A 12,319-nucleotide genomic window follows, 5' to 3' on the forward strand; every position below is an offset into this window, starting at 1 on the left:
CTATGAGCGAATGCACCGTGGCAACCAAGCCGGAGCTCAGTCAATATTGAGCGCCTATCAGAATGTTAATGTCGAATTGCGATCGGACTAAGTGGCTACAGCACTTTTCGATGAATGACTATCTAATGCATTTTAACAAGCTGTGCGACATCTAAGCTGCCACCCACATTGAGAAACGGGCAAGCTTTAGCTACCTCTATTGCTTCTTCAATAGTATCGACTTCAAGTAAGGTATAGCCCGACAGCGCTGAGGCACTTCCACGAGTTACCACTCCACTGGAGTCTATCGAATGGGTATCTTTGAAAGGGTTTGCGGGGCTGGTGATCACCGAGGCGTACTCAGTTAACCATTGTCGATAATCTTCCATGTGTTTCTTTGCTGCTTCAGGAGTACTGGGGGAGGTTCCGCCAATATACGTAATAATAAACTGAGCCATTGCACCTTCTCATAATCAAAACCATCTATAAAAACTAGAAGCTAGTGAAGCTCTTGTCTAGTTTATGAGCAGATCAAACCAGAGAACTAACGCTGAGTCAGTCGCTCTAAAAAGGTTGAAAACAGTCAGTAAATACAGGCAATAAAAAAGCCGACACATAGGTCGGCTTCTTACATTCATATCATCAGAGCTTACGACTGATGTTTTTCGTAAACGGTTTTGAGATATTCGTCTTTTTCTTTCCACTCGTTGTTTAACCAACCATGGAAACGTCGCTTAAATGCTTTATCTGTGAAGTAATCTCCATTCACATTTTCATCCATTGGGTGCAATTTCACACGAACCACAACCGACGTTAAATTGCCTTTTAGCATATCAACAAACGGGGAAGCTTGATTCTCTGGGTACGCCAGTGTGATGTCGACAACGCCATCTAAAATAGGCCCCATTGCCGATAGAGCAAAAGCTAAGCCGCCAGTTTTAGGCTTTAGCAAGTGCTGGTATGGTGTTTTTGCTGTCGCCATTTTCTCTTGGCTTGCGCGTGTACCTTCAACGAAGTTAACTAATGTTGTCGGTGCTTTTTGGAATTTTTTGCAGGCTTTTTGGATAGCATCGAAGTCATCATTACGACGTTCTGGGTGACGTAATAAATACTCTCTTGAGTGACGCTTCATGAAAGGCATATCTAAGCCCCAACATGCTAAACCCACAAATGGGACGTACAGTAAATCATGCTTAAGGAAAAACTTTGTCATCGGGATTTTGTCTTTCAATACCGATGACACAATCACGATATCTGCCCAGCTTAGGTGGTTAGACATCATCAAATACCACTCTTGTAGCGACAGCTCATCTCCGCCTTCAATTTCCCATTTAATGTCGTTATTTACATTCAACATCCAAAGGTTCAGTGTCGCCCATAGCCAAAACTGCTTATTGGCTAAACGAGTACATGCAGTTTGTACGACAGAGAAAGGTAAGATTAATTTGATCAAAGCAAAGACACTAACGACAAGCGCTGTGATAGCAGTATTAAGTGTAACGAATAATACGTTCACTCCTAGACGAAGATTATCAAGCATAATTAGACGATTTAGAGACGAAACGCGTAGTATACTCTTTAATAACAGGAACGTTAAAATTTATYCAACTTATCAATTAGCTAGCAAAATACCCTCACACCATTAAGACAACCCTCTAAGTCATTTACGCTTCCAGTTATTCGATATCAGGCTCAACTAACAAGTTGCTGCCTTGGTGTTCATCACCAATCACATCTTTAGGGTTTCGAAGAGTACAGCTTTCTAGAGACAAACATCCGCACCCAATACAGCCACCTAAATCACTTTGCAATGACTGTAATCGATGAATTCTCTCTTCTAATAACTCATGCCACGAGGTCGCCATCTCTTCCCACTGTTGCTTATTCGGTGCCTGATGTTTAGGTAAGTGCTCCAATGCGCTTGCAATTTCTTCAAGGCTAAGCCCAACCTGCTGGGCTGCTTTAATCACAGCAACACGCCTCAGAACACTACGATGGTAGCGACGCTGATTACCCTGATTCCGCCAACTGCTGATTAATCCTTTTTGTTCATAAAAATGGAGAGCTGATACTTTTACACCAGATCTTTTCGCCACTTCCCCTACACCAATATCCATATTATCCCCTCATTCAAATCCATTTTTCCCTATTAGGACAAATTCTAAAAAATCACTTTACCTAAAGTTAACTTGAGGTTTTAGAGTAGCAGCCAACGAATGAGATTTCACGGAGAGAATGATGGAAAACAAGATATCGATGAAGAATAAGACGAAGCCATACCTTATCGGACGATTTTTTGATGGGATTTCATCAGGACTATTTATGATGGCTTTACCATGGGTAATTTTAAGCACACCCGATATGGGAACATTTGTCGCTTTAACCGCCTTGACCTGCACTGTGGTTTCATTTGTTAGCACGCCATTCTTCGCAACTCTGATAGACCGCCACTCAAGAAAATCGATACTCGTGTTCAATCAAATACTCCAATCTTCTACTGCAGCCATAGTCTTCATCGCGTTTTGGTCTGATAGCATCTGGGTTAACACCCACTCTCATTGGTTACTTGCAGTCGCACAGCTCATCTTTTGGGTGTCCAGCAACCTTGCTTGGTCAACGAATAATGCTTTTACGCAGGAAAACTACGACAAGCATGAATATGCACGCATTTCTGGGTATCAAGAAGTTGTTATGCAAGGGACGACTCTAGGAGCAGGTGCCGTAGGCATAGTGCTACTGCAAGTTTGGGGAATGTTAGAGTTCGCATTATTCGCTGCCACGGCTTCTGCAATTGCTGCCAGCAGCTACTTAATTACACCATATCGCCAGCAAGTTAGAACAAGCCACAAAACCCCGTTTTTGACGCAATTGAAAGAGAGTAAAAGTATCTTTCAGAAAGCTCCACGTTTTTATGGCTTTTTAATGCTTTCAAGCCTGTCATACCCAATCCTGACATTTTTAGGGAAGCTGGTACCAATACGTTTTTCTGAACTGGGGATCTCTGGGGATTGGTACGCGATGTATAATGTGGCTTTTGGTGCAGGTTCCCTACTTACTGGAATATTTGTCGCGAAGTTGCTAACTATGACGTCACATCAAAACACCATCCAATATGCCATGTACGTACTGGTTTTGATGCTATTTGGTATGAGCTTATCTGACAATCCTATGTATTTACTGATATTTACAGCTGGATTTGGTTTTTTTAATGCTCTAAACCGAATTGCTCGTACTAATTGGATGCACCACTCGGTGAAAGTGTCTGAACGAGGAAGAGTGGATGGTGGGCTAGCCATGTTTGCCACTCTGGTACAAAGTGGTAGCTACACCGTCATTGCCCTACTAAGCCACCATCAAATAACGCATTATGGATTTGTTATAGCCGCAGTAAGCGTATTGATTGCCTGTGCGATAATGACTCAATTAAAACAAGGGTTAGGCCAGCCACTAACAGCTGCACACCAATATTAACCACCTTAAAAATTCGCATTCAGATAATAAACGTTCATCGGTTTACAGTGTAAAACATCTGAGAAACGACCAAGGTAGGCACGCTAAATGCTAACTATTAAGATAATGGTYAGAGATTTTGCCGCTAATCCGCGATGAACAACAAAGCTGCCCATCGATTTAGTTAGTACATAGACAAAACATCTAGCCTCTTAGTTATTAAGTAGTAAAGAGGTGAATTATGTTTGATTCAATGAAAGAACATTGGGGAGACTGCGTGATGACTGCCGTAGTCTGGTCTTTCTTGCTAATGATCGCGATATCTTAGCTTAAAAAGGGAGCAGCTATATTTTCATAAAAGAGCTGTAATGTTGGACACTAATGGCAGCACAGACTGCCATTGGTGATAAGCAAACCGATTAGCCGGGCATAACAATCAAGCCCATAGGCTCTAAAAGTTGCTCTTGTTGCCATTCACAGATCTTCACTCCTGTCAGATCTACACGTCGAATATCGAGCCCTTCCAATTCGCAATGGCTTAAATCACAGCCTTGAAGCTGAAATTGCCCCCAGCAATCACTAGAAAACTCACCTCGGCTTAAATCTGACTCTTTAAAAGATGCTCCAGATAAATTGGCTCCAATCCAACGATTTTCGAAAAGCTCGCACTTTTCAATGCATTGCTTTTCAAAATTACTGTAGGACAAATTGCACCCGGTAATGAATGCAGAGCAAAAGTACATTCTACTACTGACTTGGTTAGCAAAGTGCACCTGTGCAAAGTTCGCCCCTTTTAAGTCGCAGCCACGAAGTTCAATACCAAAGCCATTAGCGCCTTTGAAATTAGCCATAGAGAGTTGGCAATCTTTAAAACTCGCATCACGTAAGTCAGCATACTCAAAATTACACCCTTCGATCGCGCCTTGCTCGATGAAGCTACAGTCTTGGAATTGGGCATCGCGCAAGTTTGATCTTGAGAAATCACACACATAAAACTTACATTGCCTAAATTGGGCATGGCTTAAATCTTGATTAGAAAAATCATGGCCATTAAATACGTCACCGACAGTTTCCATTTAACCTCTCCTGTTTTGAGAAACGTAGGCTACCACTCCTCTTCCATATTAACACCAAAAACAAAACCATTAAAAACAACAACTTAAAACACCCTAAAATAGCCAATTTAAGCTACCTAATTAGTGATTTAAGGTGGGTATTTCCATTTATTTGCATGAGCGAGCGTTGAAAAAAGTTTGGAGGCTTTAAACGCGATTTAGAAGGTAGGTGGGTATGTTATCTAGATAAAACAAAACCGAGCCTTCATACCTGTACGAGTCAGTGACGCTTAATGCCAACTCATACATTGAAAAACTCGGTCTATTTAATTGTTGAGATCAATCTTGTGGGAATTCACCTTTGCGTCCACTCGAATGAGCTTCTACTTGCCAGTGCTCATTAGCATCAAAAGCTTTGTCACAAAGGTCGATAGTAAAGCCCATCTCCGCGACCTCTTTTAACGTAAGATTGTCAGCCATATTGGCAATCTCACCTCTCTCATTATGAAGTTCCATATATCCTCCTAAAAGGTGTCACCGCTTAACCTTATAAGTATAGTGGATAATAAACCGAGACTGATGAGATTATCATTCCTCTGACTCAACCCCTTGAAGCCATGCAGAAATTAAATGGAAAGTTTCATTGTCAAAGTCGATAGCCGCTTCTACGCCCAGTGGAGTAACAAGCATCGGGTGCGTATGACAGCTATCAAATCCGGATAAGATAGGCATTCTCTGATCCCCTAGCACTTCAAGAAGAACGTCTAATGGGGTTCTACTTGTGCCTTTATCGTCAAATAATTCATGTTTACCAAGTACAATAGCAGACGCTTTATCAAAAACGCCGCACGCTTTCATATGGGCAAACGAACGTTCAACGACTTCAATTCCTTGCATGCAATCTTCCAACAGTAAGATATCACCTTGTTGAATGTCGGGCATATAAGGGCTTCCCCAAATCGCACGCATAGTATTTAGATTGCCACCAATAATTCGACCTTCTACAACGCCATGACCTAAAAAGTGCCACTGATTATCAAAAACTGGCTTCGTACCTTCTTGTGTTTCCCAATCCAACCTTATATCGGTCCAATGCTGTGGCATCTGATATTGATAAGGTAGAGAGGCGGTCTGCATGCAAATCTCAAAGAAGGATTCAAATGTTTGCTCAACAAGTGGCGGTAACTCGCCAAATGACGCAACCAGTGCCGGCCCATAAAAGGTGATGAGCCCTGTTTTAGCTTGAATTCCGAGCAATAAAGCCGTTACGTCGGAATAGCCAATTATGATTTTAGGGTCATCAATGAGTGCTTGATAATCAATATACGGCAACAAAGCATTGCTGTTATTACCACCTATAGTGGAAATAATACACCTCACTTCTGGGTCTCTAATTAATGCATTTAACTCCTCAGCCCGCTCTTTGATAGTTCCAGAACGGTAGGTATCACTACGGCCAGTCAAACTACCGGCTTGCATAACTAAACCTTTAGATTCAAGGAATTGTTTCGCTCGCCTAAAACGATTTGGCGCGAATACTGTGGCAGGAGAAGAGGGCGAAAAAAAGCCGATCTTATCACCGACCTTCAACGGTTTTGGGACAATCCTATCCATGCTATCTCCATTCATAGTGAACTCGTTATCTCAACCGGAAAGGTAATTATGTAGTAGCGTACAGGAACGCGTATAATCACCGTTCATTCAACGAATTAGTAACTGACTATTATGATCATCTTCTCGACAAACTATGGCGACATCAGTATTGAACTCAACCTTGAACAAGCGCCAGTAAGCTCTAAGAACTTTTTAAAGTACTGCCAAGAAGGCTTCTATGAAAATACCATTTTTCACCGAGTTATCGATGGTTTCATGATCCAAGGTGGTGGTTTTACTCACAAAATGAGAGAGAAGCCAACTCATGCTCCTATCGTTAATGAAGCAAACCGCGGCCTGAAAAATACAATCGGTACTATTGCGATGGCTCGAACGGATGCTCCGCACTCCGCCACTGCACAGTTCTTTATTAACTTAGATGACAATGATTTCTTAGATTACACAGCAACGACCAACAATGGTTGGGGCTATGCTGTTTTCGGGAAGGTGACAGCAGGAATGGAAGTCGTGAATAACATTGGTAAAGCGATGACAACTTCCGTTGCAGGCCACGATGACGTACCTATGGATGCTATCACCATCGAAAAAGTGACCATTACAGACTAGCGAAAAACACCTGACTAAGCTTTATTCGCCCAGTCTAGAACAGCTACTGATAATATAATGCGCCGAGCAACAACCCCTGCTTGGCGCTAGAACCACTGTCATGTTACTCCCCTTCCCAACCGACAAGCTTCTTAGGTGTAGGGATGCATGTCATAAATTGCTTTTGTAACCACTCTATAAATGCCGCTTCTAATGGCTCAGACGCTTTATTCTGTCTTAGTAGAATATACTTATGCCCTGAAGGTACAAAACCGAATGGCGCAACCAAGTTTCCACGTTTCAAATCATCCATGACCAAGGGATAAGATCCCATTGCCGCCCCTAGCCCATCGACCGCCGCTTGAATCGAAAAATAAAAATGAGCGAAACTCTGCTGTGGATTTACTTTAAATTCATTAGTTTTCGCAGCCAGCTTCCACTGTTGCCAAGCGTGAGGTCGGGTATCGCTGTGCAGCAATTTGATATGGCTGCTTTCCCCTTCCTGCTGAATATAATCCCAATACTTTGGAGACATAACCGGCCCTACATACTCTTCAACAAGCGATGTTTTAGGGTAATCATGAAGCAAACTAAAGTCATCTCGGCGGATCGCCAACGATAGCCCAGAGCTACCTAAAGTAACCGGACCACCAGCTGTCGATAACCTAACGTCACCACCGGATTCATGGTGGAATTCAGACAACCTAGGCATTAGCCAACGCATCGTTAATGTCGGCTCGCAAGACACTTCCAAGCATTTCTGGTGAACTTGCTGGAGCTTGCTAACCCCCGTATCGAGGGCTAAGAATGCTTGCTCAGTGAATCCACTAAGCAACTCTCCAGCATCCGTTAAGCACACGTTCCGACCTTGTTTTTCAAAAAGGGCCTGCCCCAAATACGCTTCCAATACTTTGATCTGTTTGCTTACCGCACCATGGGTAATATTCAGCTTACTCGCCGCTTCACTATAAGTAGACGAATGAGCTGCGATGTGAAAAATGTGAAAGGCTTTAAGGTGTCTCATTTGTGAATTTTACTCACACATCAAGGGTCATTAATTCGATTATATTCTGCCCTATTCGCACTTACAATCTACTCATATTCTCACTACAGAAAAATGGAGACAATATGGAATGGTTAAGCCTTGCCGTATTAGGTGTATTGATAGTTATTAGCCCTGGGGCTGATTTTGTATTAGTACTAAAAAACAGTGTTAATCAAGGAAGGTCTGCGGGGCTATGGACCGCCATGGGAGTCAGTTCAGCAATTTGTGTTCACATTGCCTACTCAATGCTGGGGATCAGTTACTTAATTTCACAAAATGAAGCGCTATTCAGCACCATAAAATACGCTGGGGCTGCCTACCTTATTTACCTTGGTTTGAAAGGCTTATTCAGCGCAGCCGCAGACTCTGAAACAATAGAGTCGGACTCGATGCAGCAGCAGCCATATCAGTCTTTCTTCCAGGGTTTTTTGTGTAATGTACTGAATCCTAAAACTATGCTGTTTTTCCTGAGTATATTCAGCCAATTAATTTCACCGAATACAGAGATCAGCAGTAACCCTTTACCACTGATTTATGGTGTCTATATGATTGTTCTACATGGTGTTTGGTTTGCTTTGGTCGCATTCCTTTTCACTTCTCAAGCACTACAAACTCGCTTACAGCGCATGAAGAAGGCACTTAATCGACTATGTGGAGCTGGCCTTATTGCATTTGGCTCCATACTGGCTCTGAAATCATAAACTTACAAAGAGCAATCAAAATTAAAAAGGCCATGAAGCTGTTGCTTTCATGGCCTTAAAGGTCTCGATACTCAATCAAAAATTCGCTATCAAACGCTAAGCAGTGTTATAGCTGCTTCCAATATTGGTATAGCTGCGCAATGTCCTTTGAACACAATAACTCCATCGCGCCTTTGACTTGCTCGTCTTCCCAGTTCCACCACTTCATTTCTAGTAGCATAACGCGTTCTTCTTCTGAGAATCGGTATCGGATATGTTTCGCAGGGTTCGAACCAACGATTGAATAGGGCTCGATATCCTTGGTGACGACGGCCCGACTTGCAATGACAGCTCCATGCCCTACCACCACACCGCTCATAATCATAGCTTCAGAGCCGATCCATACATCATTGCCAATCACAGTATCACCTGCGCGTTTAAATGCATCTTGCGCGCCTTGGAACTTTTCATCTTCTTGATAGTAGAAAGGAAAGGTACTCGCCCAGCCAAGTTCATGTCCTTGATTTCCTGCCATCATAAACACAGCGCCAGAACCAATAGAACAATAATTACCAATAATGAGCTTATCGACATCATCACGATCTGGGATCAAGTAACGAGCACAATCATCAAAGCTATGATTATGATAATAGCCAGAATAATAACTGTGCTCACCCACAATGATATTTGGGTTAGTGACTTGCTCTTTTAAGGACTTACCGACAAACGGGCTCTCGAAATAATTACTCATGATTTACCAATGAAATATTGTTTAGTTTGCTCCTCACCATTGTCTCACGAACACATCAGATACACTACGAGCCCTCTAATTTTACGCTCTAGGACTCTATAGCTACGGCTTTCAGTTACTCGCTTTGAAACATTTGAAGAAGATAAAATTTGGGTTCTTTGAAAGGTATTCATAGCGTTCTGGTGAAATGCGCTTTACCTCCTCAGCCACTTGACCTTCAGATAACTCAGCAATAACTAACTTGTTACTAGCAATCGCATTTATCCACTCCGCCAACGAACGACGATAAAAAGTCACTTCCACAGGCTCGCCAATCGTATCCCAAACCTCGCTTACCAGTTCACGCTCAAAGTAATTACCAGATATCGAGCTATCAAAATCAGCAAAAGGGTGATGTGTTGAAAAGACGAGATACCCGCCCGGTTTCAAAACACGCTCAACTTCCCTAAAAATAGCCGAAACATCTTCGATATAATGCAGAACAAGAGGACAAATAATGACATCTGCACTATTTGATTTTTCTTGAGGTAAACCTAAGGTGAGATCTTGAGTGTAAGCACGGACTCGATCCCCGAGCTTATTTCTAACCAATTCAACCATTGATTCAGAAGCATCAAGACAAGTAATATTTTTCGCCCCTCGCTCTATCAAAAAGTCTGCATACACGCCAGAACCGCAACCTAAATCAAGAATATCTAAGCCGTTAATATCCCCAATCAAAGCCTGCAAGGATGGGCGCTCTAAATAAGCATTGTAGATATTATGTTGAGCTGCAGCATCGTATTGCTGTGCATGCTTAGAATACATCTCTGATTTCATGAACTGACCTTTTGAAAAGAAGTAAGAGCGGGAAAGTATCATTACAGAACTTGTTATTGATGCGTCAGCTCTGTGTTAAAGCTGAAATCCGCTGGCGTTCAATATACCACTCACCTTTACATGGTCCATTTGTTAGGAACCATTTCCCGGTAATTTTTCCACTACCTGTATTGTCTAGAGCAGTTCCTGAAAATCGATAATCCCATTGGCGATGACGGGCATACAAACGTAGCTCTCCACTTTCCGAAACCCATCCTTGTAGCGCAGTACCATTATAAGTTAGGCGTAAGCTCGCTTTACCGTTAACGATCCGACCAGTAATCGTGGTTCTCTCGCACATATTATTATTGGTAACGTTAATTCTTCGGCCAATCCATTCACCATCAAATTCCTTCGAAACAACAAAATTGGGAGCTTCAGGAAGAGGAGGAAACGACTCAGAGTGGCCACCACTAAACCAACCCATTTTATTGCCAGTAAATACAAACACAACGAACCCAAGAGTGGATAATACGAGCAGAGGTTTCTTCATAATAAGCCATACCGTTGATTTAGAGAGTAAGCTCACTTTAACGGAAAGTGAAAAAATTCGAATCAAGATAGCTGGCTTGCCCTGCGAAAGTTTTAAGTAACTCGAAGTTCTAAGCCGCTGAAAAGAAAAATCCGAGACTCAATTGAGTCTCGGATTTTGTAGGGTTCTTTTAGCTGCTAGTTTCGCTCTAGTTTTTAGGGCGGATAAACGGCATATGACGGTTTACGTCTTTGTATAGTAGGTAGCGGAATGGACCCGGCCCACCGGCATAACAAGATTGTGGGCAGAAAGCTCGTAACCACATGAAATCACCGGCTTCAACTTCAACCCAGTCTTGGTTTAAGTGGTAAACCGCCTTACCTTGTAAAACGTACAAACCATGCTCCATAACGTGTGTCTCATCAAATGGGATCACAGTACCAGGCTGGAACGTTACTATATTTACGTGCATGTCATGACGCATATCTGTTGGGTCAACAAAACGCGTAGTTGCCCAACCATCATCAGTATCAGGCATTGAAATAGGGTCTAAATCGTTTTCATTTGCCACGAAAGCTTTCGGAAGTTCTAATCCATCAACAAATTGGTACGCTTTTCGAACCCAGTGAAAACGAACAGCTTGCTCGCCATTGTTGTGAACCGTCCAGTTGCTACCAGGTGGAATAAACGCATAGCCGCCTTCTGTCATATGATGAGGCTGACCTTCAATCGTAATATCCATCTCACCAGCAACCACAAACAAAACACCTTCAGCATTCGGGTCCAACTCTGGACGGTCCGAACCACCTTGCGGGTCAATCTCGACAATATACTGTGAGAAAGTTTCAGAGAAGCCACTCAACGGGCGAGCGATCACCCACATACGCATATTTTCCCAGAATGGTAAGAAACTCGTTACGATATCCGTCATAACTCGCTTGGGAATAATGGCATAAGCTTCTGTTAGTACAGCGCGGTCAGATAATAATTGCGTTTGCGGAGGTAAACCACCTTGCGGTGAGTAGTACTGGTGTTTATTGGTCATTGCTTGTGATCCTTCATACAAGACGAGTTAATCCATACGATGCAAGTAAATGATAAGCCAGACTACTTACACTGTTTTCATGAGGGGGAATTACTAAGATCAGGAGATCTCTCGGTAACTGAACTTAGTATGCACTAAAGTTTTACGATTGATAATTTAAATAATTTAATTATTATCAGTGGATATTCCACTAATTAAAAGACCGTGATATGCAGCACACCTTAGACCCTATTCTGTTACGTAGCTTAGTCGCCGTTGTCGATTCTGGCAGCTTTACACGTGCTGCAGAAAGTACCCATTTAACTCAGTCGACCATCAGCCAACAAATCAAAAAGTTGGAATCGCAACTCGGCTGCGAATTACTTATCCGTAAGAAACGCTACACAATTGCCACCGTTGAAGGGGAACGTATTGTGACTTATGCGAGGCGTATTCTCTCTATGATGGAAGATGCCATCGCTCAGACGGCAACGAGTGCAGAGCAACGCCCAATTAAGCTAGGCGTCCCCGAAGATTTTGCAACTCACGAACTGATGCCGACCCTAACCCGGTTCGCGAAAGCTTTCCCAAATGTACGCTTAGAGGTAAAAAGTGGACTTTGTAGCGACATTTGGAGCCAATTCGAAGCTCAAGACCTCGATCTTGCGTTAATCAAACACCGACTCGGAACTGCACAAGGGGTGGCAAGTTGGTCAGAACCGTTGTGTTGGATTGATGGTAAAAACAGTGACAATTTAGGCCAAAGCCCTATCCCATTAGTCGGCTTGCCTAGTACTGGTTTATAT

General features: G+C 42.7%; 15 protein-coding genes. 4 read left to right on the top strand and 11 right to left on the bottom strand.

Annotated features, from left to right (window positions below; translation table 11 throughout):
* Positions 1-122: 122 nt before the first annotated feature.
* The 3 genes from L4C33_RS14530 to soxR form a co-directional block, all read right to left on the bottom strand.
* Entirely contained in the window at positions 123-437 is a 315-nt protein-coding gene (locus L4C33_RS14530; protein WP_428813139.1) for a YciI family protein, read from the bottom strand.
* A gap of 191 nt (positions 438-628) precedes the next feature.
* On the bottom strand, positions 629-1,519 hold the full coding sequence (gene yihG / locus L4C33_RS14535) for a 1-acylglycerol-3-phosphate O-acyltransferase, YihG family (RefSeq protein ID WP_428813140.1): 891 nt from the start codon (positions 1,517-1,519) through the stop codon (positions 629-631).
* Between the two features lie 136 nt (positions 1,520-1,655).
* Positions 1,656-2,096 carry a redox-sensitive transcriptional activator SoxR gene (gene soxR, locus L4C33_RS14540; RefSeq protein WP_428813141.1) on the bottom strand — a complete coding sequence of 147 codons (441 nt, stop codon included), beginning with the start codon at positions 2,094-2,096 and terminating at the stop codon, positions 1,656-1,658.
* A 139-nt stretch (positions 2,097-2,235) separates the two neighbouring features.
* On the opposite strand from soxR, the gene L4C33_RS14545 reads away from it, so the two are divergent.
* Positions 2,236-3,450 carry an MFS transporter gene (locus L4C33_RS14545; RefSeq protein WP_428813142.1) on the top strand — a complete coding sequence of 405 codons (1,215 nt, stop codon included), beginning with the start codon at positions 2,236-2,238 and terminating at the stop codon, positions 3,448-3,450.
* 398 nt (positions 3,451-3,848) lie between these two features.
* Here the strand turns inward: L4C33_RS14545 and L4C33_RS14550 are convergent, their stop codons facing one another.
* The 3 genes from L4C33_RS14550 to L4C33_RS14560 form a co-directional block, all read right to left on the bottom strand.
* Positions 3,849-4,505: a Qnr family pentapeptide repeat protein gene (locus L4C33_RS14550; protein ID WP_428813143.1), complete on the bottom strand. Its 657-nt coding sequence runs from the start codon at positions 4,503-4,505 to the stop codon at positions 3,849-3,851.
* Between the two features lie 318 nt (positions 4,506-4,823).
* On the bottom strand, positions 4,824-5,000 hold the full coding sequence (locus tag L4C33_RS14555) for a UBA domain-containing protein (protein ID WP_428813144.1): 177 nt from the start codon (positions 4,998-5,000) through the stop codon (positions 4,824-4,826).
* 72 nt (positions 5,001-5,072) lie between these two features.
* On the bottom strand, positions 5,073-6,098 hold the full coding sequence (locus L4C33_RS14560) for a S66 family peptidase (RefSeq protein WP_428813145.1): 1,026 nt from the start codon (positions 6,096-6,098) through the stop codon (positions 5,073-5,075).
* A 111-nt stretch (positions 6,099-6,209) separates the two neighbouring features.
* On the opposite strand from L4C33_RS14560, the gene L4C33_RS14565 reads away from it, so the two are divergent.
* Entirely contained in the window at positions 6,210-6,704 is a 495-nt protein-coding gene (locus L4C33_RS14565) for a peptidylprolyl isomerase (protein WP_428813146.1), read from the top strand.
* Between the two features lie 103 nt (positions 6,705-6,807).
* Here L4C33_RS14565 and L4C33_RS14570 read toward each other — a convergent pair whose 3' ends face one another.
* The gene (locus L4C33_RS14570; protein WP_428813147.1) at positions 6,808-7,707 is read right to left on the bottom strand and encodes a LysR family transcriptional regulator; all 900 of its coding nucleotides are present in this window, start codon (positions 7,705-7,707) and stop codon (positions 6,808-6,810) included.
* Positions 7,708-7,811: 104 nt separating this feature from the next.
* Between L4C33_RS14570 and L4C33_RS14575 the strand changes: the two genes are divergently transcribed.
* A complete protein-coding gene (locus L4C33_RS14575) occupies positions 7,812-8,429 on the top strand; it encodes a LysE family translocator (RefSeq protein ID WP_428813148.1) in 618 nt (205 codons plus the stop codon).
* 106 nt (positions 8,430-8,535) lie between these two features.
* On the opposite strand, the gene catB is transcribed toward L4C33_RS14575, so the two are convergent.
* The 4 genes from catB to L4C33_RS14595 form a co-directional block, all read right to left on the bottom strand.
* Complete coding sequence (catB, locus tag L4C33_RS14580) at positions 8,536-9,159, bottom strand: type B chloramphenicol O-acetyltransferase (protein ID WP_428813149.1); 624 nt, start codon at positions 9,157-9,159, stop codon at positions 8,536-8,538.
* 111 nt (positions 9,160-9,270) lie between these two features.
* Positions 9,271-9,978: a class I SAM-dependent methyltransferase gene (locus tag L4C33_RS14585; RefSeq protein ID WP_428813150.1), complete on the bottom strand. Its 708-nt coding sequence runs from the start codon at positions 9,976-9,978 to the stop codon at positions 9,271-9,273.
* A 64-nt stretch (positions 9,979-10,042) separates the two neighbouring features.
* Positions 10,043-10,510: a hypothetical protein gene (locus L4C33_RS14590; RefSeq protein WP_428813151.1), complete on the bottom strand. Its 468-nt coding sequence runs from the start codon at positions 10,508-10,510 to the stop codon at positions 10,043-10,045.
* Between the two features lie 187 nt (positions 10,511-10,697).
* Positions 10,698-11,534 (bottom strand): bifunctional allantoicase/(S)-ureidoglycine aminohydrolase, encoded by an 837-nt coding sequence (locus L4C33_RS14595; RefSeq protein ID WP_428813152.1) that lies wholly within the window; start codon positions 11,532-11,534, stop codon positions 10,698-10,700.
* A gap of 209 nt (positions 11,535-11,743) precedes the next feature.
* On the opposite strand from L4C33_RS14595, the gene L4C33_RS14600 reads away from it, so the two are divergent.
* A partial coding sequence (locus L4C33_RS14600; RefSeq protein WP_428813153.1) for a LysR family transcriptional regulator occupies positions 11,744-12,319 on the top strand: 576 nt, incomplete at its 3' end.

The organism is Vibrio makurazakiensis (assembly GCF_050337375.1).
GTDB classification, from domain to species: domain Bacteria; phylum Pseudomonadota; class Gammaproteobacteria; order Enterobacterales; family Vibrionaceae; genus Vibrio; species Vibrio makurazakiensis.